The sequence below is a fragment of the Massilia sp. Masssp93 genome (assembly GCF_059491295.1).
Map to the genome: position 1 here is coordinate 5,040,552 of NZ_CP168502.1, position 23,813 is coordinate 5,064,364.

At 63.0% G+C, this 23,813-nt stretch carries 21 protein-coding genes and 1 tRNA gene; 12 read left to right on the forward strand and 10 right to left on the reverse strand.

Annotated elements, in window-relative coordinates; translation table 11 throughout:
* Positions 1 to 115: 115 nt before the first annotated feature.
* The 5 genes from lplT (at position 116) to ACEN9Q_RS20830 (ending at position 7,221) form a co-directional block, all read left to right on the forward strand.
* Complete coding sequence (lplT, locus tag ACEN9Q_RS20810; protein WP_056449728.1) at positions 116 to 1,342, forward strand: lysophospholipid transporter LplT; 1,227 nt, start codon at positions 116 to 118, stop codon at positions 1,340 to 1,342.
* A gap of 216 nt (positions 1,343 to 1,558) precedes the next feature.
* The gene (locus ACEN9Q_RS20815) at positions 1,559 to 3,862 is read left to right on the forward strand and encodes a M1 family metallopeptidase (protein ID WP_495625887.1); all 2,304 of its coding nucleotides are present in this window, start codon (positions 1,559 to 1,561) and stop codon (positions 3,860 to 3,862) included.
* Between the two features lie 40 nt (positions 3,863 to 3,902).
* The gene (locus ACEN9Q_RS20820; protein WP_495625888.1) at positions 3,903 to 4,385 is read left to right on the forward strand and encodes a DUF6702 family protein; all 483 of its coding nucleotides are present in this window, start codon (positions 3,903 to 3,905) and stop codon (positions 4,383 to 4,385) included.
* Positions 4,385 to 6,421, forward strand: coding sequence for a TonB-dependent receptor (locus ACEN9Q_RS20825; protein ID WP_495625889.1), 2,037 nt, complete (start codon positions 4,385 to 4,387; stop codon positions 6,419 to 6,421). The genes ACEN9Q_RS20820 and ACEN9Q_RS20825 overlap by 1 nt, the downstream gene beginning before the upstream one ends.
* A 47-nt stretch (positions 6,422 to 6,468) precedes the next feature.
* Positions 6,469 to 7,221, forward strand: coding sequence for a 2OG-Fe dioxygenase family protein (locus ACEN9Q_RS20830; protein WP_495625890.1), 753 nt, complete (start codon positions 6,469 to 6,471; stop codon positions 7,219 to 7,221).
* Between the two features lie 265 nt (positions 7,222 to 7,486).
* On the opposite strand, the gene ACEN9Q_RS20835 is transcribed toward ACEN9Q_RS20830, so the two are convergent.
* Positions 7,487 to 8,737 (reverse strand): DUF1501 domain-containing protein, encoded by a 1,251-nt coding sequence (locus tag ACEN9Q_RS20835; RefSeq protein WP_495625891.1) that lies wholly within the window; start codon positions 8,735 to 8,737, stop codon positions 7,487 to 7,489.
* Between the two features lie 19 nt (positions 8,738 to 8,756).
* Entirely contained in the window at positions 8,757 to 10,322 is a 1,566-nt protein-coding gene (locus tag ACEN9Q_RS20840; RefSeq protein ID WP_495625892.1) for a DUF1800 domain-containing protein, read from the reverse strand.
* 173 nt (positions 10,323 to 10,495) lie between these two features.
* Here ACEN9Q_RS20840 and ACEN9Q_RS20845 point away from each other — a divergent pair, with 173 nt between their 5' ends.
* Positions 10,496 to 10,846 carry a DUF3147 family protein gene (locus ACEN9Q_RS20845; protein ID WP_495625893.1) on the forward strand — a complete coding sequence of 117 codons (351 nt, stop codon included), beginning with the start codon at positions 10,496 to 10,498 and terminating at the stop codon, positions 10,844 to 10,846.
* Between the two features lie 158 nt (positions 10,847 to 11,004).
* Positions 11,005 to 11,583: a PEP-CTERM sorting domain-containing protein gene (locus ACEN9Q_RS20850; protein WP_495625894.1), complete on the forward strand. Its 579-nt coding sequence runs from the start codon at positions 11,005 to 11,007 to the stop codon at positions 11,581 to 11,583.
* 52 nt (positions 11,584 to 11,635) lie between these two features.
* Here the strand turns inward: ACEN9Q_RS20850 and ACEN9Q_RS20855 are convergent, their stop codons facing one another.
* On the reverse strand, positions 11,636 to 12,403 hold the full coding sequence (locus ACEN9Q_RS20855; RefSeq protein ID WP_056449745.1) for a hypothetical protein: 768 nt from the start codon (positions 12,401 to 12,403) through the stop codon (positions 11,636 to 11,638).
* A 444-nt stretch (positions 12,404 to 12,847) separates the two neighbouring features.
* Between ACEN9Q_RS20855 and ACEN9Q_RS20860 the strand changes: the two genes are divergently transcribed.
* Positions 12,848 to 13,237, forward strand: coding sequence for a hypothetical protein (locus ACEN9Q_RS20860; RefSeq protein WP_495625895.1), 390 nt, complete (start codon positions 12,848 to 12,850; stop codon positions 13,235 to 13,237).
* Between the two features lie 80 nt (positions 13,238 to 13,317).
* On the opposite strand, the gene ACEN9Q_RS20865 is transcribed toward ACEN9Q_RS20860, so the two are convergent.
* Together ACEN9Q_RS20865 and ACEN9Q_RS20870 are read right to left on the reverse strand one after the other, a co-directional pair.
* On the reverse strand, positions 13,318 to 13,818 hold the full coding sequence (locus ACEN9Q_RS20865) for a hypothetical protein (protein ID WP_495625896.1): 501 nt from the start codon (positions 13,816 to 13,818) through the stop codon (positions 13,318 to 13,320).
* Positions 13,815 to 14,876 carry an AAA family ATPase gene (locus tag ACEN9Q_RS20870; RefSeq protein ID WP_495625897.1) on the reverse strand — a complete coding sequence of 354 codons (1,062 nt, stop codon included), beginning with the start codon at positions 14,874 to 14,876 and terminating at the stop codon, positions 13,815 to 13,817. Before ACEN9Q_RS20870 ends, ACEN9Q_RS20865 begins: the two co-directional genes overlap by 4 nt.
* Positions 14,877 to 15,400: 524 nt before the next feature.
* On the opposite strand from ACEN9Q_RS20870, the gene ACEN9Q_RS20875 reads away from it, so the two are divergent.
* The 3 genes from ACEN9Q_RS20875 to ACEN9Q_RS20885 all read left to right on the forward strand — a co-directional run bounded on the left by ACEN9Q_RS20875 (position 15,401) and on the right by ACEN9Q_RS20885 (position 17,297).
* Entirely contained in the window at positions 15,401 to 15,829 is a 429-nt protein-coding gene (locus ACEN9Q_RS20875; protein WP_495625898.1) for a hypothetical protein, read from the forward strand.
* A 189-nt stretch (positions 15,830 to 16,018) separates the two neighbouring features.
* Positions 16,019 to 16,561, forward strand: a complete 543-nt coding sequence (locus ACEN9Q_RS20880; protein ID WP_495625899.1) for a hypothetical protein — start codon at positions 16,019 to 16,021, stop codon at positions 16,559 to 16,561.
* Positions 16,554 to 17,297, forward strand: a complete 744-nt coding sequence (locus ACEN9Q_RS20885) for a hypothetical protein (RefSeq protein WP_495625900.1) — start codon at positions 16,554 to 16,556, stop codon at positions 17,295 to 17,297. The genes ACEN9Q_RS20880 and ACEN9Q_RS20885 overlap by 8 nt, the downstream gene beginning before the upstream one ends.
* 177 nt (positions 17,298 to 17,474) lie before the next feature.
* On the opposite strand, the gene ACEN9Q_RS20890 is transcribed toward ACEN9Q_RS20885, so the two are convergent.
* The 5 genes from ACEN9Q_RS20890 to pepN all read right to left on the reverse strand — a co-directional run bounded on the left by ACEN9Q_RS20890 (position 17,475) and on the right by pepN (position 22,950).
* Positions 17,475 to 18,389: a hypothetical protein gene (locus ACEN9Q_RS20890; protein ID WP_495625901.1), complete on the reverse strand. Its 915-nt coding sequence runs from the start codon at positions 18,387 to 18,389 to the stop codon at positions 17,475 to 17,477.
* On the reverse strand, positions 18,386 to 18,847 hold the full coding sequence (locus ACEN9Q_RS20895; protein ID WP_495625902.1) for a DUF6932 family protein: 462 nt from the start codon (positions 18,845 to 18,847) through the stop codon (positions 18,386 to 18,388). The genes ACEN9Q_RS20890 and ACEN9Q_RS20895 overlap by 4 nt, the downstream gene beginning before the upstream one ends.
* Before the next feature lie 155 nt (positions 18,848 to 19,002).
* A tRNA-Thr gene (locus tag ACEN9Q_RS20900) sits at positions 19,003 to 19,078 on the reverse strand.
* A 181-nt stretch (positions 19,079 to 19,259) separates the two neighbouring features.
* Entirely contained in the window at positions 19,260 to 20,261 is a 1,002-nt protein-coding gene (locus ACEN9Q_RS20905; RefSeq protein WP_056449755.1) for a class 1 fructose-bisphosphatase, read from the reverse strand.
* A 25-nt stretch (positions 20,262 to 20,286) separates the two neighbouring features.
* Positions 20,287 to 22,950 (reverse strand): aminopeptidase N, encoded by a 2,664-nt coding sequence (gene pepN / locus ACEN9Q_RS20910; RefSeq protein WP_495625903.1) that lies wholly within the window; start codon positions 22,948 to 22,950, stop codon positions 20,287 to 20,289.
* A gap of 219 nt (positions 22,951 to 23,169) precedes the next feature.
* On the opposite strand from pepN, the gene ACEN9Q_RS20915 reads away from it, so the two are divergent.
* Positions 23,170 to 23,805, forward strand: coding sequence for a DUF4136 domain-containing protein (locus ACEN9Q_RS20915; RefSeq protein ID WP_056449891.1), 636 nt, complete (start codon positions 23,170 to 23,172; stop codon positions 23,803 to 23,805).
* The last annotated feature ends 8 nt before the right edge of the window (positions 23,806 to 23,813 follow it).

Below are 23,813 nucleotides of genomic sequence, written 5' to 3' on the forward strand. Positions count from 1 at the left end.
AATTCCAGAAGTATAAGACTATTGTCCATATGTAAATCTAACCAATTATTGCAATCACAACCTTTAAGCCAAGCGAAACCGGCGCCCGCCATGGCTGTGATATAAGAATGGCCCCATGAATGCCGCTTTCTTCGCAATCGTCGGCGCCCAGTTCTTTTCGTCGCTGGCGGACAGCGCCCTGTTCATCCTGTGCGTGTCGCTGATCGCCACACTCTCTTTTCCGCAGTGGATGACGCCGCTCCTCAAAATGGGCTTCGTCCTGTCGTACATCGTGCTGGCGCCGTTCGCCGGCGCCTTCGCCGACCGCTTTCCCAAGGGCCGCGTGATGCTGCTCACGAACACGGTCAAAATGGCCGGCTGTGCGCTGATCCTGGCCAAGGCCAATCCCCTGCTCGCCTACGGCATCGTGGGTCTCGGCGCGTCCGCCTATTCGCCGGCCAAGTACGGCATCCTGGCCGAGGTGCTGCCGCCGCGCCGGCTCGTGGCGGCGAACGGCTGGATCGAGGGGACGACGGTGCTGGCCATGATCCTCGGCACGGTGCTGGGCGGCGTCATCTCCGCCAATCCGCAGGCGATCGCGTGGCTGCTGCAGCTGCGCGCTTCCCTCACCTTGCCCTGGCAGGCCACGCCGGTCGGCATGGCGGTCGCCGTGATCGTCATGACCTACCTGCTCGCGACGCTCCTGAACCTGCCCGTGATGCACGCCGGCGCGCGCCCGCCTCACGCGCGCCGCACGCTGCCCGCACTGCTGGCCGATTTCTACCGCTGCAACCGCACCTTGTGGCGCGACCGCGAAGGCCGCATCTCGCTCGGCGTGACGTCGCTGTTCTGGGGCAGCGGCATGGTCCTGCAGGTGCTGCTGCTGACGTGGGCGCAGAACGTCCTCGGCCTCACGCTCGACCGCGCGGCCGCGCTGCAGGGCGTGTTCGCGCTCGGGGTCGCGCTGGGCGCGGCCATCGCCGGCAAGGCCGTGCCGCTCGTGCGCTCGCTGGCCGTCATGCCGCTCGGCGCCGTGATGGGCGCCGGCTTGTGCGCGATGGTCTGGGTGCATTCCGTGCAGGCGGCGCTGCCGCTGCTGCTGGCGATCGGCGTCCTGGCCGGCCTGTTCGTCGTGCCGATGAACGCCATCCTGCAGCACCGCGGCCACCGGCTGATGAGTGCCGGCCAGTCGATCGCCGTGCAGAACTTCAACGAGAACCTGGCCATCCTCGCGATGACGTCCAGCTACGCGCTGGCCCTGCAGGCGCGCTTGCGGCTCGATACCGTGCTCGTGCTGCTGGGCATGCTGATCGTGCTCGTCACGGTCGGCCTGCGCGGACTGGCGGCGCCGCGCCGCGGCTGAACAGTGTCCGCGCCGGCGTCCGCTGCGTGTCCGCGGATGTGTCCGCGTGTCCGACCGTGTCGAAAGCGCCACGCCCAGCCGTTTGTAACAGTCTTGTTACAAATCAAACGGGGTAATGGCGGAAAGGCAAGACTAGAATATTTTCCTTCTTTCAACCATGAATGCAGGGTAAATATGATACGTTTCCCGATCGGACTGGCGGCCGTATGCCTCACCATGTCGGCAATCGCGGCGGAACCTTTCGACGACAAATTCCGCCAGCTCGACGAATTGCTGCCGACGCCCACCTCCATCCGCACCGCTTCCGGCGCCCCGGGACACGCATACTGGCAGCAGCGCGCCGACTATGCGATCCGCGCCACGCTGGACGAAGGCAAGCGCGCGATCAGCGGCACCGAGACGATCACGTATCACAACAATTCGCCCGACACCCTGTCGTACCTGTGGGTCCAGCTCGACCAGAACATCTACAAACGCGATTCCGACGCGCGCATGACGGCGACCGTGCCCTCGCGCGACGCCTGGGCCAAGGCGCGCGGGCCGGAAGACGGCTATAAATTCGACGCCCTGCGCTCGGTGCTGGAAAAGCGCACGTTCGACGGCGGTTTTAAGATCGCCGGCGTGAAGGACGCGGGCGGCCATCCGCTGCACGTCGTCATCAACCGCACGATGATGCGCATCGACCTGCCGCAGCCGCTCAAGGCCGGCGCGACGCTGGCGTTCGCTATCGACTGGAGCTACAACATCAACGAGCAGAAGGTGCTCGGCGGCCGCTCCGGCTACGAAAAATTCGACGAGGACAAGAACGACCTGTTCGAGATCGCCCAGTGGTTCCCGCGCATGGCCGCGTACTACGACGTGACGGGCTGGCAGCACAAGCAATTCCTCGGCACGGGCGAATTCACGCTGGAATTCGGCGACTACGACGTGCAGCTGACCGTCCCGGCCGACCACATCGTGGCCGGCACCGGCGAACTGCAGAACCCGGGCGAAGTGCTCACGTCCGCCCAGCGCCAGCGCCTGGAGCAGGCGCGCACGGCGACCAGGCCGGTCGTCATCGTCACGCAGGCGGAAGCGCAAGCGAAGGAAAAGACGCGTGCAAGCGGCACGAAGACGTGGCATTTCCGCGCGAAGAACGTGCGCGATTTCGCGTGGGCGTCGAGCCGCAAGTTCATCTGGGACGCGCAGGGTTTCAAGAAGGACGCGACCAATGTGCTGGCGCAGTCGTTCTACCCGAAGGAAGGCAACCCGCTGTGGGAAAAATACTCGACGGCCGCCGTGATCCATACGATCGCCGAGTACAACAAGTATTCGTTCGACTATCCTTACCCCGTCGCGATTTCCGTGAACGGCCCGGTGGGCGGCATGGAATACCCGATGATCTGCTTTAACGGCCCGCGTCCGACCAGGGACAAGAAGACGGGCGAGCTGACGTACTCCAGCCGCATCAAGTATGGCCTGATCAGCGTCGTGATCCACGAGGTGGGCCACAACTACTTCCCGATGATCGTCAACTCCGACGAACGCCAGTGGACGTGGATGGACGAGGGCCTGAACAGCTTCCTGCAATACCTGGCGGAGCAGGCCTGGGAAGAGCACTACCCGCAGTCGCGCGGCGAACCGCGCGCCATCGGCGACTACATGAAGAGCACCAACCAGGTGCCGATCATGACGAACTCGGAATCGATCGCCGCCCTCGGCTACAACGCCTATGCGAAACCGACGGCCGCGCTGATCGTCCTGCGCGAGACGGTGCTGGGCCGCGAACTGTTCGACTTCGCCTTCCGCGAATACGCCCAGCGCTGGAAATTCAAGCGCCCCACGCCGGCCGATTTCTTCCGCACGATGGAAGACGCGTCCGGCACGGACCTCGACTGGTTCTGGCGCGGCTGGTTCTACACGACCGACCACGTGGACGTGAGCGTGGACGGCATCAGCGAATACACGGTCGGGACGAAAGACCCGGCGATCGAAAAGGCGTGGAAGAAGGCGCAGCACGACGCCGCGCCGATCTCGATCACGGACCAGCGCAACAAGGGCACCTTGCCGCGCCGCGTCGACGCGCATCCGGAACTGAAGGATTTCTATAACGAGCATGACGAGTACACGGTCACGAACCACGACCGCAACAAGTACAACGAAGCGCTCGAAGGCCTCGACGACTGGGAAAAGAACCTGCTGAAGGAAGGCAAGCACCTGTACCTCGTCGACTTCAGCAACCTCGGCGGCCTCGTGACGCCGCTCGTGCTGGAGATCACGCTTGCGAGCGGGAAGAAATACGTCGAACGCATCCCTGCCGAAGTGTGGCGCTACACGCCGAAGAAGATCACGAAGCTGATCATCACGGACGAGCCCATGGTCGCGCTGACGCAGGACCCGTACTGGGAGACGGCGGACACGGATACCGGCAACAACAGCTGGCCGCGCAAGGCGACCCCGTCGCGCCTGGAGCTGTTCAAGACCCAGCATGACCAGCCGGACCTGATGAAGGACTTCAACGAAAAACTGAAGACCAAGTGACGTAGGGCGGGCACCCCGTGCCCGCCGTACAAGACACGATATGATGAAGAATCTTATCCTGCTGCTGTGCGCCTGCGTGTGCGCGAGCGCCTCCGCGCACCGCTTCCACGCCGGCATCACCGACATCAGCTACAACGCGCGCACGGGAAGCACGGAAGTCGTGCACACGTATATGGTGCACGACGTCGAAGCGCTGTTGACGGAACTGTACCAGCGCCCGTTCGACCTGTCCGATCCGGACGACCAGGCCGTGCTGCGCAAGTACGTCGACAAACAGTTCTGGCTGGCCGACAAGGACGGCCGCCGCCTGCCCCTCGCCTGGGTGGGCGTGACGGTCGACACGGACAGTGTCGTCGTGTTCCAGGAAGCCGTGCGCACGCCCGTCGTCACCGTCGAGACCATCCACGACGCCGTGCTGAGCGACTTCCTGCCCGACCAGCAGAACACCGTGAACCTGACGGCGAACGGCAGCCTGCGCACGTTCGGTTTTACCGGCGGCCGCACGGAACTCGCCGTCCACTGATGCGTACCATCCCGCTGCTGCTCGCCGCCCTGTGCGTGCACGCCGGCGCGCGGGCCGACGATCCGGTGATCCAGCGCGTGCTCGTCGAGGGCGCGCGCGCGAGCCAGCTCGGCATCGCGGATTCCGCCAGCGCCGGCACCGTCGGCCAGAAGGAGCTGGCGATGCGCACCGTCTACCGGCCCGGCGAATTGCTGGAGGCGGCGCCGGGCCTGATCGTCAGCCAGCACAGCGGCGAAGGCAAGGCCAACCAGTTCTTCCTGCGCGGCTTCAACCTGGACCACGGCACGGACCTGGCCACCTGGCTCGACGACATGCCCGTCAACCAGCGCAGCCACGCACACGGCCAGGGCTGGACCGACCTGAACTTCCTGATCCCGGAGCTGACGGCGCGCCTGGATTACAAGAAGGGGCCGTATTCGGCGCGCGAAGGCGATTTCGCCTCGGCCGGCAGCGCGGCCATCACCTACGCCAACCGCCTCGCGCGCAACGTCGCCACCGTGAGCGCCGGCCAGGACGGCTATGCGCGCACGGCGCTGGCCGCATCGCGCGAGACCGGCGACGGCGTGCTGACGTATGCGCTGGAAGCCGTGCACAACGACGGCCCGTACACGCATCCGGACGATTACCGGAAACTCAACGGCGTGCTGCGCTACAGCCGCGGCTACGCAAACAACGGCTGGAGCGTGACGGCGATGGCCTATCGTGGCCGCTGGAATGCGACGGACCAGATCCCGCAGCGGGCCGTGGCGGCCGGCCTGCTCGACCGCTTCGACGCCGTCGACCCGACCGACGGCGGAGACGCGCAGCGCCTCAGCCTCTCGGGCGTGTGGCGCCGCACGGGCCAGGATGCGGCGTCGAAGGTCAGCGGCTACATCATCCGCAACCGGCTCGACCTGTGGTCCGACTTCACCTACTTCATGAACGACCCGGTCGACGGCGACCAGTTCGCCCAGCCGGACCGGCGCGTGACGAGCGGCTTCAATGCGACGCACAGCTGGCACGTGCACCGCGGCGAGACGGCGACGTCCGACATCACGGTCGGCGTCGAAGCGCAGAACGACAATATCTTCAACGGCCTGTATGGCACGAAGGCACGCCGCCTGCTGTCCGTCACGCGCGCGGACCACGTCGCCGAGACGAGTGCCGGCGCCTTCATCGAGAACGCGACGCGCTGGAACGGCTGGTTCCGCACGAAGGTGGGCGCGCGCGCCGACGCCTACCGGTTCCGCGTGCGCAGCAGCCTCGCGGCGAATTCGGGCACGACACGCGATGCGCTGGCCAGCCCGTCGGCCAACCTCGTGTTCGGGCCATGGCGCCAGACCGAGGTCTACGTGAACTACGGCACGGGCTTCCACAGCAACGATGCGCGCGGCACCGTCACGACGGTCGACCCGAAGACGCTGGCAGCGCTCGGCACGACGCCGGGCCTCGTGCGCTCGCGCGGCATGGAACTGGGCCTGCGCACCGAGGCGATCCCGAAAATGCAGACGGCGCTGTCCCTGTACCGCCTGGACTTCGATTCCGAGCTGACCTATGTCGGCGACGCGGGCACCACCGAAGCCGGCCCGCCCAGCCGCCGCGTCGGCGTCGAATTCTCGAATTACTATAAACCGTATAAATGGTTGTCCGTCGACTTCGACGCCGCCTGCGCGCACGCGCGCTCGCGCGGCGCCGCGCCCGGGCGCGACCGCATCCCGGAAGCCATCGAAGGCGTCAGCCAGCTCGCGCTGACGGTGACCCAGGTGGGCGCATGGGAAGGCGCGCTGCGGCTGCGCTGGTTCGGCCCACGGCCGCTCGTCGCGGACGACAGCGTGCGTTCGCGCGCCAGCACGACCTTGAACGGCCGCCTCGGCTACCGCATCGACCGCACCGTGCGCCTGGAACTGGAAGGCTTCAACCTGACGAACCGGCACGCCTCGGCGATCGATTACTACTACGCGTCGCAGCTGCCGGGAGAAGCCGCGCCGCGCGCGGACGTGCACTTTCACCCGATCGAACCGCGCTCGTTCCGGCTCACGCTCGTCAAGAACTGGTAATGCCCGGCGGCGGCACGAAGGCCTGGAAAAAGTGCTAGGCTAACGGGATGACAACACCGCAACCACCCTACACCGATCCGGCCCGCATCGCCGACGCCCTGCGCGGCGACGGCTATGCCTTGCTGCGCCCGGCCGACGTGGCGCTGCTGACCGGCTGCACGCTCGACGAGTTGATGGCACTGGCGCCAAGCTGGCAACGCCTGGAACTGGATAACTACCTCAAGGACGGCGGCCGCTATCGCCGCCGCCGGCACTCCTGCTTCATCGACAGCGGCGACGACCTCACGCAAAGCCCGCATCGCGCGCACTGGCAGCCGGTCGAGTACAACGCCCTGCACGGCGGCATGCACCGGCTGTTCGTGCCCATCGAACCGTCCACGGTCGGGCAGCCGGCCTGGAGCCGCCTGCTGCGTGCGCTGGGCGCCGTGTGCTCGCAAGTGAAAGGCCCGCAGACCTGGTACGTCGAAGCGCACCAGTTCCGCATCGACACGGCGGACGGCATCGGCCGTCCCACGCCGGAGGGCGCGCACCGCGACGGCGTCGACTTCGTCGCCGTCATCCTGATCGGCCGCGAACACATCAAGGGCGGCGAAACGCGCGTGTTCGAGGCGCACGGCCCCCGCGGCCAACGCTTCACGATGACGGAACCGTGGACACTGCTGCTGCTGGACGACGCCGCCGTGATCCACGAGTCGACGCCGATCCAGCCCGTGGGCGACAACGGCCACCGCGACACGCTGGTGCTGACCTGGCGCGCCGGCGCCTTCCAGGGCGACGACGCCGAGCCGACGGGCGCCTGAGCCACCTCCGCGCGGCCGCGCCGGCCGCCGCCTCCATTCTTGCCTCACCGACGGGTATGCGCTGTCCCGGGACACCGCATGCGGCAAGAAATGTTAGCGTATGACAATTGCGGGCAAAAAAAAAGCCCGCATCCTTGTCGGTGCGGGCTGAATCCAGATTTTCGGAGAAAAACTGGAGGAGACAGTTGCAACTATAGTCCTATATTTTGTGCACTGCAATACGGTAGAACTACTATATGTAGAGGACTGCCTCTAGAGCAGGAGCTCATGCGCCGACGATACGAAATCCAGCACGTTTTTGCGGCATTGCGGGAAAGACTTGTTCCAGACGTTTATCGCCTAACATTAAATGTTCTTCAGAAATCTGCGCTAACACCGAACGAAAATCGGTCGTGACGAGCAAATCGCGGCCCTCGTTCAGTTTCGCGTCGCTGACGCCTTCCCAGTCCCCGTAAACCTTACCTCCACGCACTTTTCCGCCCATGACCCACATCACATTGCCGTGACCGTGATCCGTGCCGCCGTTGCCGTTCTCGCGGGCCGTGCGGCCGAACTCCGACATCACGACGACGATCGTGTCGTCGAACAACGGACCGAGCCGCTCGGCCAGCACGGCCAGGCCCTGCCCCAACGGTGCCAAACGATTGGCCAGCTGGCCGCTGGCCGCGCCCTGGTTCGCGTGCGTGTCCCAGCCGCCCAGCGCGACGAACGCCAGCTGGATATTCGGGTCGTTGCGCATCAGGCCCGCCAGGCGCGCGGCATCGTCGGGAAAGCCGTTCGGCAGCGGCGCGCCGCGGTCGGCGGCCTGCATTTCGCGGCTCATGTCGCCCTGCTCCAGCGCGCCCATGACTTCGCGGTGCGCCGCGCGCCCGTCCGCGTACGCGCGCCCGAAGCGCGGGTGATTCGCGTACAGCTCGTCGAAGGCGGTCTTCACGGCGGGCCGGTCGAGCAGGTCGGCGCGCGCCGCACGCGCGACGTTCGGCAGGTTCACGGCGGCCGCGCGGCCGGACAGGATGCGCGGCAGCACCGGACCGATGCCCAGCAGCCGGCTGGGCGACTGCGGACCGGGCAGCGCGGCCACGAGGCGGTTCATCCAGCCGTCCGGCGTGCTCTTGCGGCCGGGCGTCGCGGATTCCATGTAGTCCTGCGCGTCGAAGTGGGAACGCGTCGCGTCCGGCGAACCGCTGGCGTGCACGAAGGCCAGCCGGTTCGCGCGCCACAGCGGCTGCAGGCTGGCCAGTGCGGGATGCAGGCCGAAATAGCCGTCCAGGGCGAGCGCTCCGCCGTCCATGCCCGGCGCCGCCAGGCCGATCGTCGGCCGCAGGCGCAGATAGTTCTCGTCGCCGACAGGGGCGACGACGTTCAGGCCGTCGACGGCGCCGCGCAGCATCACGACGACGAGTTTTTTGCCGGTCGGGCTGGCGGCGGGCGCGCTGACGGCCCACGCGCTGCGCCCGACGGGCAGCAGGATGCCGGCGCCCAGCGCCAGCGCGTTGAGGAAGTGCCTGCGTTGCATGTCGTTCTCCCGGACGGAATCAGCGCTGCATGAAATCGGGGCTGCCGAGCAGCATGGCCGCGCGCAGGTTGTCCGGATTGCGCTGGACGATGGCCTGCGTGCGCGGTGAAATCGATCCGGCCAGCGTCGCCTGCAGGCGCGCCGGATCGAGCGGCGCCGGCTTCGGATTGGCCGGCGCCGCCGGCACCGGCAACCGCACGACGTCGCTGCCCGCCATATCCGGTTCCATCGCCGCGACGGGACGGGGCTCGGCCGGCAGCGCGGCCAGCGGCAGCCTGCCGGATGCAAGCGCGGTGGCGAAGGCGATGCGCCGCGACAGCGCGTCCGGGTTGAGCCACGCGTCCTGCGTGTTCTTGTACCCGTCCGGCGTCTGGCAACCGTACAGCGGCATGCCCAACTGGTTCATCGTATTCACGAGCGGCATCACGTTCACGACCGGCGCGCCGCTGGCCCTGACCGCCGAGACCACGAACTGGTACGGCGTCTTGAACTTGGCGCCGACGGTGCCGGCGGCCATGAATTCGCGGCTCGCGAACAGCGTCACCAGCACGGCGCGGATATCGCCCTGCGACGCCAGCCACGTGGCCGCCATGCGGTCGACGAGGGCCGGCGGCGGATCGTCGCTGACGAAGTACTGGGCCAGCTCGCGGCTCACGTGGTGCGCGGTGGCCGGGTGCATGGCCAGCACGTCCAGCGCGTATTCGCCTTCCTGCTGGCCGGCGGGCGCGATCTCGTGCCCGAGCCACGTCTTGATGCCGCGGTCGTGGCGGCCGGCGTCGAAGCGGAACGTCTCGCCCGTGCGCGCCAGGCGCTTCTGGTCGAACGTCCAGCCGGTCAGCATGCGTGCCAGTTCCGTCACGTCGCGCTGCGTGTAGCCGCCGTCCGCGCCCAGCGTGTGCAATTCCATCAGCTCGCGCGCGTAGTTCTCGTTCAGGCCGCGCGCCTTTCCCTTCGCATCCGGACGCGGCGCCGACGACACGACGTTATCGAGGTAGAACAGCATCGCCGGATGCTTCGCCGTCGCGCCCAGCAGCGCGCGGAAGGAACCCAGCGCGTACGGGCGGATCGCGTCGCGCTCGTAACCCGTCACCAGCGCGCGGTCGATCCCCTTGCCGGCGAATACGTTGAAATGGTTGTACCAGAAGTCGACCATGACTTCTTCCAGCTGGCGCGGGCTCTCGACGGCGCGCAGCAGGCGGGCCTCGGCGGCCTGGCGCGACACGCGCATCTCCACCTGGCGCCGGCGCTGCTTCGCGCCCTCGTCGTCCATGCGCACGTCGCGCCGCAGCGCCAGGAATTCGCCCAGCGACTCGCCAGTACTGCGGTTGACCGTGTCCAGGGCGCCCAGGCGCGCGTCCAGGTCGGGCGGCAGCGGGATCGTCTCCGGATGCAGCTGCTCGGCTATCCAGCGCTGCACGCCCATGGTCGCCACGCGCTCGACGTCGCCGGGACGCGGCCCGAACGCGAGCCGGTTCAGCACGTGCAGGGCCTGCGCCTGCGCATCCGGCGCGGGCGCGGCCGCTGATGCGGCGCCCGTCGCGATCAGCGCAAAGGTCAGCAGGGCAAGCGATGCGCGGTAGGTCATGGTCAGCACTCCTCGTTGATCGTCATTTAACCTTGAATGGATGAGCGGGAATATCGATGCGACGTTTCAGTGGTAAAGATTTGTAACCGATCTCATGTAAATGCCGCACGTGCGGAACAGGCGCGCTGGAGCGTGCTTTGCTACACTGCCGGAGTTTCACCTCCCCGCCTGCCATGTCCTGGATCGTCATCAAATACCTGATCACCGCCGCCGTCGTCGTCCTCGTGTCGGAAGCCGCCGCGCGCTCCGACCGCCTCGGCGGCCTGATCGCATCCCTGCCGCTCGTCACCGTGCTGACGCTGATCTGGCTGCACGTCGAGCGCCAGCCGCAGGAAAAAATCGCCAACCACGCCTGGTACACGCTGTGGTACGTGCTGCCCACGCTGCCCATGTTCGCCGTGTTTCCCTGGCTGCTCGACCGCTTCGGCTTCTGGCCGGCGCTCGCGGCCGGCGTCGCGATCACGCTGGGCAGCATACTCCTGTTCGCCATCCTGCTGAAACGCTTCGGCATCCAGCTGCTCTGATCGTTCATGCTTCCAGGGAACGGAGCGTCGTGACACAGGCCGTTTGCCGCCTCGCACTGCAAAGCGGCAAGCTGGCGCCGCAGCCAATGGCCCCGGCCTATCCTTCGCACGAGGCCGCCGATCGCCGGCCCGGCCATTCATCGCTTGCAAGGAATCCAATGAAGCATCCATGCCTCCTGGGCGCTGCCCTGCTGCTGTGCACCGCCGTCCACGCCGCACCGTCCGCCTGGCTGTTCGAATACCGCGGCTTTTACGACTACCACGACCCCACGGTCTTGCGCACCGACGTGGCCGTCACGGGCAGGATCGCCGGCGACGACGTCGACGGCGACGGCGTCATCGACGCATCCGAGCTGGACTCGCTGTGGATGAACATGCGGCTGTGGTCCGGCGACTTCGCCCGCTGCGGCGGCGGTTCCGTCGATCACGATTGCCAGCTCGACGCGTTTTCCTTCCGTCCCGGCACCGGCGGCAGCGACGCCCTCGACATTGCCGCGAGCTGGCGCGACGTGTACGCGACCCAACTCGAGTACCACACGGAAGCGTTCGTGAGCGGCGTGAAGTACTCGGCCACGTCGAGTTACGGTCACGATTACCCGGTGGACGATTATTATTTTTTCGGCGCGGGGACGACGCTGACGATCACGCCGCTGTCGCCGGTCCCGGAACCGGGGGCGTGGATGATGCTGGGGTGCGGCCTGCTTGCGCTCGCGGCGAGGCGGCGTCGCGGGCTTTGAAAAAAGAAAAAGCCGGCACGAAGCCGGCCTGGAGGTGTGAACGGAATACCGCTCAATAATCGCGGTTGCGGCCGCCCAGCAGCTTGGCCAGCACGAAGCCGGCGGCGGCGGCGATGGCGATGGCGGTGCCCGGTTTCTGGCGCACGTACTCGAAGCTGGCTTCGCGCCACTGGCCGTAGGCGTCGGTCAACTGTTGCTGGCGCTGGCCCAGGTTGACGGTGGCGCCGCTCAGCATGCCCTGCAGCTTGTCCACGCCGGCGTGGGCGCTGGTGGCCAGGCGGTCGACCACCGGACGGGCCGCGTCGGCAGCCTTGTCGACCATCGGACGGGCGGCGTCGGCGGCCTTGTCGATCGACTGGTGCAGGCCTTGTGCGCGCGCATTCACCTGGGCACCCATGTCTTTCGAATCGCCGCCCACGCCCGAACCGGTGGCGGCGCCGGCGCTCTGGCTGTTCTGGCTGCCCGAACCCAGCGAGCTGCTGTTGCTGGTGCCGATACTGCTGTTGGTGCCGGAGGCGGTGGAGCCGGATGCGCTCATCGAGCCCATCGAGCCCATGCCCGACGACGACGAGCCGGCATTGCTGGTGCCGCCCACGGCGCCCGTGCTGGAAGCGGTGGCGCCGCCGGTGCTGCTGCCGGTCGAGCTGTGCTGGTCCTTGCCCTGGTTCTCCTGGCTGCTCTTGTTCAGGCTGCCCGAACCGGCCGTGCTGCCCAGGTTGCCCGCGCCGCTGGCGTTCGGCAGGTTGCTCGCGCTGTCCTTGCCCAGGTTGCCCGACCCCGTGGTGCTGCCTTTTGCTTCGCTCGACTTCTGATTATCCATGATGAATTCCTCTTGTAAGATTTTGACCAACGCGGAGTAGACCGATCTTCTTGACCGTGCATCCGTTCAAAAGTTCGACCGATAGGCGGTCCTTTCGCGTCGCGCCGATGCGCGATGTCGGTGCGACACCGTCAGAATGCGGTGTCTCAATAAAAAAAATATAACTTTTTGTCGGTCCCGACTGTGCGCTGCATAACAAAGGCGGAGGAAGGACGGGGGATGGGCGCGGGAGCGGAGAGGAAAAACAAAAAGGGCCACCCTGCTGGGTGGCCCTTCTCGACTACTTGAAGGTGCAGGAGTACCTGAAGCTCGCCGAGGCGCGCCTCTAGGGCATCGTGGTCGCCATCCGCGCCTGGAACGTCGGCAGGACCAACCCGATCAACACCGTGTCCCTGGCGCTCTACGAGCGGGGCATCGACCACGACCTGATCGACGGGGACGGCGATGACTAGGCCGACGGTCGTCATCCTCGCAGGCCGTCCGAGCAGGCCTGTCCTGCCCCTCCTCTCGCCGAGTCCGCGCGCCCCAGCCGTCGCGCCCACGCGCCTGCCCGCTCGACGGCTGCTCCCGGACAAGGATTCGGCTTCCCACAAGGCTGAGGCCGTCGCGCGGAGGGCACTTGCCCTCGCCGAAGAGGGCTACGCCCTGTTCGGCGCGCTGGAGGCCTGCGCCAAGGCTGCGGGCGTAAGGCCCGACTCGGACGAGTTCGACGCCGCGGCCGAATTAGTCGGGTTTCCCTACTGCCGCGTCCTCGACCTCTACGTGGACCCGGAGACGAAGCGCAAGGCAGAGGAGCTAGGCTTCCCAAACGCGCACAGAGTACTCAGCCGCTAAGCCTGAGTAGCCTTGAACAGAACCTACCGTTGCCCCGCCGTGTTTTAAGGGGAAGTGCCTGAAGACATTCCCCTTCTCTTTCAACTTTCTTTCGGTTGTTGGTCTACTGATTGGATGTCAGGGGGCGGCGTCTCGTCCGCCACAGTGACCGGTGGCAGAGCCTCTTCAGCAGGCTTTCGGAACGCATTTCCCTTGTGCGCCCGGGTGATCGACATTTCAACGATTCTCTCGATTACGCGTTCCGGCGTGGCCCACTTCATTACCAGACGACCAGGGTCCATTCCGTACTCAGCAACGATATCGCGCAGCTCATCCAAGGATAGCTTTCCCAATGCATCTCGTAATGCGGGCTCACCGTCCCGTACGATCTGTACAGGGTCAAGCACGGCAGGGGCACGGCGGTTTTTCCCTCGTTTAGGGTCACCATGATCTGATTGTCCCGTGACATCTTCCTTCGGTGCCTTGCGCTTGGCTGCTCCGGAACCTAAGGCATCGATTAGCGCAGCTTCAAATTCTGGATTGCGCTCAGCCTCTTCGAGAACAACACGCATCAAGCGGTTGAGAGTATTCCGCAAGCTCACAGTTCATTCTCCAAATCATTCCAAATTTCATGCGCCAGTTCGATATAGGTTGAGGTCAGCCCGTTCGGGTCGGAACCGTACTTCTGTCGCAGCGTCCGCTTGGATCGCGAATATTCTGCAGCGGCAGACGCAGTATTTGTCTGCTTAATCTTCGTTACATATACGGCTGGAACGTTGGCATCGGTTTGGAGTTGCTTCAACACGGTGTTGTGTACCGTCGAGTTGGCCTGATACTTAGTGATGACAATGCCGAGCGGAACAATATCCTCGCCAATTGCTTGAGCAAACTCACCGACCCGGGTAACGATCTGGGGAATGCCATAAGTCGAGAGGTGATCAGGGATAGTTGGAATAATATACGCGTCGGACAGACGCAAGCCGTTCAGCGTAACAATGCCCAAGTTCGGTGGGCAGTCTACGATGACGATATCGTAGTCGTCCAACTTGGACTTAACCGCACGCCACAGTAGTTCAACCGGATTTACAGCGTAGAATTTCCCGGATGGGGCTGACGCAAGTTGGTCCTGGACGTCGATCAAGTCAAGACTCGAGGACAACAGGTCGATGCTCCTAGCCTCTTGAACGTCACCTACCCTTTTTTGCAGCGTTGCCTCAAGGTTAAACTTCTTTACATCTGGATTCATTGCGTCCTTGAACAACTGGGCCAATGTGTGTCCTTGGTTATTCAGATCGAGCCACTTGTCTTCCCCAAGTAACATGATCGTCGCGTTAGTTTGAGGGTCGAGGTCGATGACCAACACCTTCTTTTTCATCTCTGCGGAGAATACCTCGGCGAGAGCTACGGACGTGGTCGTCTTCGCGACGCCACCCTTCAAATTAATTGTCGAGATTACATGAGTCATCGGAGTGTTCCTCTTATTCCTTTTTAGCCAAGACCGAATTTGCGAACGCCGGAAAATTGGCCCGGATGCTAGCTCTGCAACCGGGCTGGGGAAATTAGCCGCTCGCACGCGCCAGTTGGCGACGGCTTGACGGGACACCCCTGCCATCTCGGCAATCTCACCTATTCCTACCAGTTCAGTGCTCTCCTGAGTCATACCACCCACCTTGTGAACATTATTCACGAACACAGTGTACAACGTACACAAAAAGAGTCAAGCGGGAAATTGCTTGATCTTGAAAGCGCAGCCACATCCGATACCAAAAAATACGAATGGCGAATATTATCAAGCTACTATAGATGAGCACCGCGTCGCTACCAGCGCTTCGCGATACCTGGTCTACGTGTGAGCCAGGCCGAAGTCTTCGGGCACTAAAGCTCGAGGTAGTCAAACCCATCACGTCGGAGAAGTTGAAGGCCTCTCAGACGGCCAAGCAGAATGCACCGTCTTAAATGACGTAAGTCTCCTTAGGGTTGCCCGGCCATGTTCGGCGGGAGCGGTTGCGGGCCGGTTCCCTTCCTTTTCAAGCCCTTGGGCAGCCCCGCCCGCTGATCGACAGTAGGCGCGCCCTCCCTTGGCCGTCCGCACCGCTCCCAAATCCGTCCAGGCGCGGCCTAATGCTCTCACACACCAGCCAAACAGGAGAGCACAATGAAGCTGCAAGAGATGAGCACCAGTCAATGCTGGAGCTGCACAACTCCATCGCGGAGACGCCAGCCGGACCGAAGTCGTTCGCCACTAAGGCCAAGCTGATTGCCCGGATCGAGTCCATCGCGGTGGCCGGCAACGTCAATCTCGCGTCACTCTGGCAGGCAAAGACGCCCGAGGCAGGCGAGCCTGACATGCCGCCGCGGGCCGCAGCCACCGAGGCCATAGACGCCCCACCGAAAGCCGAGCGGATGCCCACCGGCAAGGGCATTGGCCGCCTCGCGCGCGAGCTCCTGCTTGACCCTACCGGCTACCCACACGCCGTAGTCGCCGAGATGGTCAATGCCCGCGTTGAGGGCGCGCGGGCCACTGCCAAGTCAGTTAGGTGGTATGCATGCAACATGAGGAAGAACGGTATCAACGTTCCCTCAAGACAGAAGCGTCAAACTGTCGTCATTTAGCCCAAGCAGTCTCATAGTCCCATGCGACACGCAGCATCCAGGATGGCCGATTTGCCTCGCCTATGCACTGTGGATCTAGTTTTTTTCCACTCTGCCAATCATTCTGTTCAAATTTCGTAGTCTTGAGGTATTGACACTCAAGTCTGAGCGCATGAAAATCACTCGTGGTCGACAACGGAGTTACTAGACATGAGTGAAACTGCAGCAAGGGAGTTTAACGCCATCCGGACGGTCCACGACGCGCTTGAGCCACTTGAAGAGGAAGCAAGGGCTCGCGTCCTAACTTACATTACTAGCTTGTTAGGTATCGAAGTAAAAATGGCTGGCGGTCGTAACAGCTCTGCGGTATCGACAGAAAGCTCGGCCATAGACGAGGAAGCCGAGGTGATTTCCGCCGAAGACGCAGCAAAGAGTGCCCCCACCTACTCGACCTTTGCTGAGCTTTATGCTGCAGCTAGTCCTAAAAGTAATGGTGAAAAAGCTCTGGTTGTCGGGTACTGGCTTCAGATTTGTCAAGGCGCAGAAAACTTCACCTCTGCCATGGCCAATAAGGAATTGACTCACCTCGGCCATAAGGTTGCGAATATTACTGATGCTGTGGATCAGATGAAGAACCAAAAGCCCATGCTCATCTTACAGCTCAAGAAAAGTGGGAATAGCCGACAAGCCCGGAAGCTCTACAAAGTAAGCCATGAAGGCGTAAAGCGTGTCGAGGGAATGATCCGTGGATGAGCCTCGACTCGCAACCGCGCTAACCGGGCTATTAGGTCCAACACTGTCGGCCGACCTCGCAAGCGACCTCGTGAAAATCAGGCGCGACTGTGCTACGCATACACTTGAGCGCGCGGCGCCAGGTAAGTTTGTCGAGACATTTGTACAGTGCCTCCAGTACATAGACACCGGCACCTTTGATGCCAAGCCAAGCGTTGACGACTACCTTGGCAAAAAGGTCGAGAACACTTTGCTGCCCGAGAGTCTGCGCATCTGTGCAGCTAGGGTGGCGCGGTCAATGTACACTTTCCGCAACAAGCGAAATATAGCTCACAAGAATGACGTGGATACCAACATTCACGATCTCGCCTTCGCGCATCAAGGTGCGGCATGGATCACCGCCGAGCTTCTACGACACGCTACTGGAATTTCCATGCAAGAGGCTGGCATGCTAATCGCAATGGTGCAGGCGCCTGTCGGCACATTGATCGAGGAGATTGGCGACACTCGCCTTGTCCACGCGGACGTATCGATAAAAGCCGAGCTTCTAATTCTACTTCACAGCCATTATCCAGACACGATAACGGTAGACTCGATGCTCAAAAGCTTGAGCCGTCGAAATGCGGGTACCGTCCGGAATCGACTACGTGACCTGCACATGGAGAAGTTGGCGCACGGTGATGCCAAGTCGGGCTACCGCCTCACTCAAACTGGCCATGTAGCGGCCGTCGCTGAGATTAAGGCGCTGGCCGTGTAGGTCTCTGTTAATCAGACGCAGCGATCAATGCAGTCTACCTCTACGGGGACTAAGCCTGGTGTTGAGCTACCGCGATTCGAGTCAAAAAAGGGTCACCCGCATGGGGTGGCCCTTCTTATTTTTGGCGCCGCAGACCGCACTCGAACTAGTTACCTTAGCATTGCGAATCCAAATGCATTACTCGACAGATATAAGCTGCCTCTTATAGATATCTTTCCGCTCTACCGAATCCCAATACTTAGCCGTTTCTACCTTAATACGTGCGATTGACGTGATAGTTAGACGCTGAACCTGATCGGTCAACCGAAGTGGGAACCTAATAGAAATCTTGCCGTCATCAGTACGAATATCGAGCCTTCCTGTATCAGTGATGCTGGCAACGCTCCCTACCAAGACTTCTTCGTACTTCTCCGGTTCACGGATAGTATCCAACAATGAGCGGATGCGAGTTATTTCATCCGGCGACCCTTCCCAGAACTGTCGCCCTCGGGGCGATTCCCAAGTAAACTGCGCAGCTAACCCTGCGCCATCTAATACTCTCATGAACTCGCTAAGCTGATGGGCAGATTTACCTCCAACCGCATCAACGGCATCGTAAAAATCGTCTTGATGGGAATTCAGAAGACGGAATGTCTGCGTCAGCGTAGCTTGAAGGAGACTTTCTCCAGTCAGGTCAGGTAGACCATTGCCAGTAACAAAGATGCGGGTAGAACCGTAGCCAAGCCCAGCTAGCTTTAGGTTAAGAGCGCTTACTACGTCTTGACCTACCCCTCGCTCAGCCTCGTTCCCATAGCGGAGTCTATGCGCAGCGAGCTTCCAAGCTTTGGATAGCGGCTCCATCGCTGCAATAAACCAGTCAAGCGAGATACTACCGTTTGCCCGCGGTCCAATGACACGAAGATCAACGAGTTCGCCTGCTTCCTCTGCCTCTTCGATTGCGAGCCGATGCTTTACCCTTTGCGCAAATTGAGTTTGGTTTTTTGCAGCAATTTGAAGAAAAAAGTCATCTGGCTTAGCGCGAGCGCGCTCGGCAGTTTCTTTTGCATGTTCGGATAGCGACTCGGCATGCTCACGCAGGAACTTTGTACTCATATGTTCACCTCCGCAAAACCTTTCGCCGTAACTCTGTCATGACTAAACCCTAGGACACCCCGCCAGTATGCCTCTCGGTGGAAAATGTCGTCTTGCGCTGGCGTTTCAACGTAGAGATCAAGATTGAAGAGGTTCTCTGCTGCGTCGTGATCCAACAAATGCGAAATCTGCTGTAGTACGGCTGGGTTGGCATTTGGGATGCCGGTCACCCAGTGCGGGTTCCAGAGAACGCAGTCAATATCGCCGGGCCCAGGCTTCTGCGTCATGAAGGACCCATCTAACCATAGCGTACCAGCTAATCCAAGCCCTTGGAGCGCGCCAACCCAAGCGATAAGTCGTTCGTACAGATCATGTCGGCGCTGGTCTTCAAACGGCGCAACAGCTAACGCGTGCAGCTCGGGCAACGTAATGACGTGCAACCCAGGCCGCAACAAGGGCGGGAAGTCGGGCTTAGCCATTTTTTCTCGATCACCAATCCTTTATTGGGCATGCCTCAAGGTACCCATTCCACTAGGATATTAGCAGTCTTTCATCCAAAATTGCCAATAAATAAGGGGCTGATCAGCCCACGAAAATAAAAAGGGCCACCCGCATGGGTGGCCCTTCTCACTTTTGGTGCCGCTGACCGGAATCGAACTGGTGACCTTCGCATTACGAATGCGCTGCTCTACCGACTGAGCTACAGCGGCTAAACCGGAAAACCGTTTAACCTGTGTCTGCACTACCTTGCCATCAGACTGCTGGCGGCCCGGAGGCCATCATGGGTGTTGCTCAACCGAATGAGCTGCACCGCAAAGGAGCCCGCATTCTAACAACAACTCCGCAAACTTGCTAGTCCGACTCGGCAATTTTATGCGGAGCGGTCGAAAATCATGCCTGATGGTAGCTCGTCACGCGCTCCACTTCGCTCTTCGAGCCGAGGAACACGGGCACGCGCTGGTGCAGCTTCTGCGGAACGATGTCGAGGATGCGCTCGCGGCCGTCCGTCGCGGCGCCGCCGGCCTGCTCGACGATGAACGCCATCGGGTTCGCTTCGTACATCAGGCGCAGCTTGCCCGGCTGCGACGGGTCGCGCTGGTCGGCCGGGTACATGAAGATGCCGCCGCGGTTCAGGATGCGGTGCACGTCGGCCACCATCGAGGCGATCCAGCGCATGTTGAAATCCTTGCCGCGTGCGCCCGTCTTACCGGCCAGCATTTCATCGACATAGCGCGTGACGGGCGGATACCAGTGGCGCTGGTTCGACATGTTGATGGCGAATTCCTTCGTCTCTTCAGGGATCTGCATGTCCTTCTGCGTGAGGACCCAGGAACCCATCTCGCGGTCCAGCGTGAAGCAGTTGACGCCGTTGCCGGTGGTGAGCACGAGCATCGTCTGCGGGCCGTACACGGCATAGCCGGCCGCGACCTGCTTGCTGCCGGCCTGCATGAAGTCGGCTTCGGTCGGGTGCGTCATGCCGTCCGGCGCCTTCAGCACGGAGAAGATGGTGCCGATGGACACGTTGACGTCGATGTTCGACGAGCCGTCCAGCGGATCGAACAGCAGCATGTATTCGCCCATCGGGTAGCGGTTCGGGATCGGGTGGATGGATTCCATTTCTTCCGACGCCATCGCGGCCAGGTGGCCGCCCCACTCGTTGGCCTCGAGCAGGATCTCGTTGGAGATCACGTCGAGCTTCTTCTGCACTTCGCCCTGGATGTTCTCGGTGTTGGCGCTGCCGAGGATATCGCCGAGCGCGCCCTTGCCGACCGAGTGCGAGATGGTCTTGCAAGCGCGCGCCACCACCTCGATCAGGAGGCGCAGCGACGCGGGGATGTTGCTGTGGAGACGCTGTTCCTCGACGAGGTATTGCGTCAGGCTGACACGTTTCATGGACTTCCTTCGTTTGTGAAAATGTTTAGTTGGCGAGGGCCTTGCTGACCACCTCGCGCACATCGTTCGACAGCTTGGCCTGTCCGGCCACCAGCTGCAACGCCCGCCTCATCTGGGCCTGCAGGTCCGGCGTGAAGCGGCGCCAGCGGTCCATCACGCGGGCGAGGCGGCTGGCCACCTGCGGGTTCAGCGCGTCCAGCGCGATCACCTGCTCGGCCCAGAACGCGTAGCCGCTGCCGTCCGGCGCGTGGAAGCCCACCGCGTTGCCGACACAGAACGTCGACACCAGGCTGCGCGCACGGTTCGGATTACGCAACGTGAAGGCCGTGTGCGTCATGAGTTCGCGCACGCGGTTCACGTTGGTCGTCGGGGCCGCGGCCTGCATCGCGAACCATTTATCCACGACCAGCGCCTCGCCCTGGAATTCGTCGTAGAAGCGCTGCAGGGCGTCACCGGCCGCGGGCGCGCGCGCATGCACGAGGGCCGACAGGGCCGCCACGCGGTCCGTCATGTTCGTCGCAGCGGCGAACTGGCGCTGGGCCAGCGTCAGGCAGTCATCGTCCGGGGCGGCGCACAGATAGGCCAGCGCCAGGTTTTTCAGTGCGCGCTTGCCGATCGATCCGGCGTCCGGGCTGTATTCGCCCGGCGTCTGGCTGGCGTCGTATTGCGCCCGCAATTCCGCGCGCAGGCGGGTGCCGATGGCGGCGCGCACGAACTGGCGCGCCAGGTGGATGGCGAGCGGGTCAACGACGTCCAGCTGGTCGGCGATCATCGATTCCGTCGGCAGCAGCAGCGCCTGCTCGCGGAAGGCCGGGTCCAGCGTATCGTCGGTGAGGATCTTGCGCATGGCGTCGACGAACACGTCGTCCAGGTCCGGCCTGGCGTTCTCGATGACGTTGCCGGCGGCGGCCACCTGGCCGGCCAGCTTCAGCAAACGGCTCATCGCGAGGCGCTGGCCCGCTTCCCAGCGGTTGACGGGGTCGCTGTCGTGGCTGAACAGATGCACCAGCTCGGCGTCGTTGTAGCCGTATTTCAGGATCACGGGCGCGGAAAAATCGCGCAGGATCGACGGCGTCGGCTGTTCCGTGACGCCGGTGAAGGTGAAGGTCTGGTCAGCGTCCGTCAGCTCCAGCACGGCCGTCGTGCCGTGGTCTTTTCCGTCCACGGTGAGCGGCAGGTCGCGGCCGTCCTTGCCCAGCAGGCCGACGGCGACCGGGATGTGGAACGGCAGCTTTTCCGGCTGGCCCGGCGTCGCCGGACACGACTGGACGAGGCGCAGCGTGTACGTCTGCGCCTGCTCGTCGTAGCGGGTCTCGGCCTGCACGACGGGCGTGCCGGCCTGGCTGTACCAGCGCTCGAACAGCGTGAGGTCGCGGCCGTTGGCGTCGGCCATGGCGAGGCGGAAGTCGTCGCAGGTGACGGCCTGGCCGTCATGGCGTTCGAAATACAGGTCCATGCCCTTGCGGAAGCCCTCGCGGCCCAGCAGGGTCTGGTACATGCGCACGACTTCGGCACCTTTTTCGTAGACGGTGACCGTATAAAAATTATTGATCTCGACGAAGGAGTCGGGACGGACCGGGTGCGCCATCGGGCCGGCGTCTTCCGGGAACTGGGCCTGGCGCAGGGTGCGCACCTGGTCGATGCGGGTGACGGCCCGGCCCGTGTTCGTGCCGATCATGTCGGCCGAGAATTCCTGGTCGCGGAACACGGTCAGGCCTTCCTTCAGCGACAGCTGGAACCAGTCGCGGCAGGTCACGCGGTTGCCCGTCCAGTTGTGGAAGTATTCGTGGCCGACGACGGCCTCGATGCCCTGGAAGTCGACGTCGGTCGCGACGCGCGGATTGGCCAGCACGAACTTCGTGTTGAAGATGTTCAGGCCCTTGTTTTCCATCGCGCCCATGTTGAAGTCGCCCACGGCGACGATCATGAAGCGGTCCAGGTCGAGCTCCAGGTCCCAGCGCTCCTCGTCCCAGCGGATGCTGTGCTTGAGCGACTGCATCGCGTAATCGGTCTTGTCGAGGTTGCCCTCTTCCACCCACACCTGCAGCAGGGCCGTGCGGCCGTCGGCCAGTTCGAAGTCCTCTTCCTGGCACACGAGGCGCGCGGCGACGAGGGCGAACAGGTACGACGGCTTCTTGAACGGGTCTTCCCACAGCGCGTAGCGGCGGCCGTCCGGCAGGTCGCCTTCCTCGACGAGGTTGCCGTTCGACAGCAGCACCGGATACTTGTCCTTGTCGGCGCGCAGCATCACGGTAAAGCGGGCCATCACGTCCGGACGGTCCGGGAAATAGGTGATGCGCCGAAAACCTTCGGCCTCGCACTGGCTATAAAAACTGCCGTTGGACGTGTACAGGCCGCTGAGGGTAGTATTGCTTTCGGGAATGCAGACGGTTTCGATTTCCAGCGTCGCCTCTTCCGGCGCGTTGGGGATGCGCAGCAGGGTGCCCTCGACGGTGTACTCCCCTTCGGCCAGCGCCTTGCCGTTCAGGCGCAGGGACACCAGTTCGATGTCTTCGCCGTACAGCTCGATTTCGCGCTGGGCACTGGCGGGATTGCGGCGCACCGTCATGCGATTGGCGACGACGGTGCGGGCGGGGTCGAGATCGAAGCCGAGTTCAACGGTATCGACCAGATAACTGGGGGCGGTGTAATCCTTCCGGTAGATCGTCTGGGGCGTATCGGTGCGCATGGTCAGGTCCGCAAAGCCGTTGGTGGGATGCTTATTTTACCAACAGCTTCACGCCGCACTCCGTCTGACCTTTCTTTTGTATCGCCATGTATAGGCAGTAACCGTGCGTAAATGTATCGACGAACATCACGCATCAGGAATAATATGGTCACCTGAACAAGACCGATTACAGGATTTGACATCCGACAGACAGGGAATACCGAATAGATGGAGCGCATCATGAAACGTACCATGATCACGGCGGTCGCCTCGCTGAGCCTGTTGCTGGGCGGCTGCGCGACGACGATCCGCAGTGACGTCACCACCTTCAACCAGTGGCCCGCCCAGTTGCCCGACAAGAGCTATGCGTTCGAGACGCCGCCGCCGCAGGACAACACGCTGGAGCTGCAGAGCTACGAAAACCTCGTGCGCGCCCAGATGAGCCGCCTCGGTTTCCATGAGGCACAGCAGTCGCCGGCGCTGAAGGTATCGATGCGCTTCACGACCATCGACGTGCCCACGCAGGTCATCTACCCGGCCTTCACGCCGATGTACTCGCCCCGCTTCGCCTACATGGGGTGGCGCCGGCGCTACTGGGGCGGCTGGTACAGCCCGTTCTACGACCCGCTGTGGGGCCCGTACCCGGCCTATGACGTGCAGGAAGAACACCGCTACCACCGCCAGCTGCAATTGTCGATCGCGTCGGCGACGGACGGCAAGCGCCTGTTCGACGTCACGGTCCGCAACGTCAGCAAGCAGATGTCGACCCCGGCCGTGATGCCGGCCCTCGTGCAGAGCGCGTTCGAAGGCTTTCCTGGGCCGAATGGCGGGTCGCGGGTGATCGAGCTGAAACAGGATCCGCGGCAGAACGGTTGAATTCGCGC

Excerpts from the sequence above, each read along its gene's own strand:
- ACEN9Q_RS20905 (WP_056449755.1), bottom strand. The coding sequence starts at position 20,261 with ATGAAACGTGTCAGCCTGACGCAATACCTCGTCGAGGAACAGCGTCTC.
- ACEN9Q_RS20855 (WP_056449745.1), bottom strand. The coding sequence starts at position 12,403 with ATGGATAATCAGAAGTCGAGCGAAGCAAAAGGCAGCACCACGGGGTCG.
- ACEN9Q_RS20840 (WP_495625892.1), bottom strand. The coding sequence starts at position 10,322 with ATGACCTACCGCGCATCGCTTGCCCTGCTGACCTTTGCGCTGATCGCG.
- ACEN9Q_RS20880 (WP_495625899.1), top strand. The coding sequence starts at position 16,019 with ATGAGTGAAACTGCAGCAAGGGAGTTTAACGCCATCCGGACGGTCCAC.
- ACEN9Q_RS20845 (WP_495625893.1), top strand. The coding sequence starts at position 10,496 with ATGTCCTGGATCGTCATCAAATACCTGATCACCGCCGCCGTCGTCGTC.
- ACEN9Q_RS20860 (WP_495625895.1), top strand. The coding sequence starts at position 12,848 with ATGACTAGGCCGACGGTCGTCATCCTCGCAGGCCGTCCGAGCAGGCCT.
- lplT (WP_056449728.1), top strand. The coding sequence starts at position 116 with ATGAATGCCGCTTTCTTCGCAATCGTCGGCGCCCAGTTCTTTTCGTCG.
- ACEN9Q_RS20850 (WP_495625894.1), top strand. The coding sequence starts at position 11,005 with ATGAAGCATCCATGCCTCCTGGGCGCTGCCCTGCTGCTGTGCACCGCC.
- ACEN9Q_RS20825 (WP_495625889.1), top strand. The coding sequence starts at position 4,385 with ATGCGTACCATCCCGCTGCTGCTCGCCGCCCTGTGCGTGCACGCCGGC.
- ACEN9Q_RS20830 (WP_495625890.1), top strand. The coding sequence starts at position 6,469 with ATGACAACACCGCAACCACCCTACACCGATCCGGCCCGCATCGCCGAC.
- ACEN9Q_RS20875 (WP_495625898.1), top strand. The coding sequence starts at position 15,401 with ATGCTGGAGCTGCACAACTCCATCGCGGAGACGCCAGCCGGACCGAAG.
- ACEN9Q_RS20890 (WP_495625901.1), bottom strand. The coding sequence starts at position 18,389 with ATGAGTACAAAGTTCCTGCGTGAGCATGCCGAGTCGCTATCCGAACAT.
- ACEN9Q_RS20820 (WP_495625888.1), top strand. The coding sequence starts at position 3,903 with ATGATGAAGAATCTTATCCTGCTGCTGTGCGCCTGCGTGTGCGCGAGC.
- pepN (WP_495625903.1), bottom strand. The coding sequence starts at position 22,950 with ATGCGCACCGATACGCCCCAGACGATCTACCGGAAGGATTACACCGCC.
- ACEN9Q_RS20915 (WP_056449891.1), top strand. The coding sequence starts at position 23,170 with ATGAAACGTACCATGATCACGGCGGTCGCCTCGCTGAGCCTGTTGCTG.
- ACEN9Q_RS20870 (WP_495625897.1), bottom strand. The coding sequence starts at position 14,876 with ATGACTCAGGAGAGCACTGAACTGGTAGGAATAGGTGAGATTGCCGAG.
- ACEN9Q_RS20815 (WP_495625887.1), top strand. The coding sequence starts at position 1,559 with ATGTCGGCAATCGCGGCGGAACCTTTCGACGACAAATTCCGCCAGCTC.
- ACEN9Q_RS20895 (WP_495625902.1), bottom strand. The coding sequence starts at position 18,847 with ATGGCTAAGCCCGACTTCCCGCCCTTGTTGCGGCCTGGGTTGCACGTC.
- ACEN9Q_RS20835 (WP_495625891.1), bottom strand. The coding sequence starts at position 8,737 with ATGCAACGCAGGCACTTCCTCAACGCGCTGGCGCTGGGCGCCGGCATC.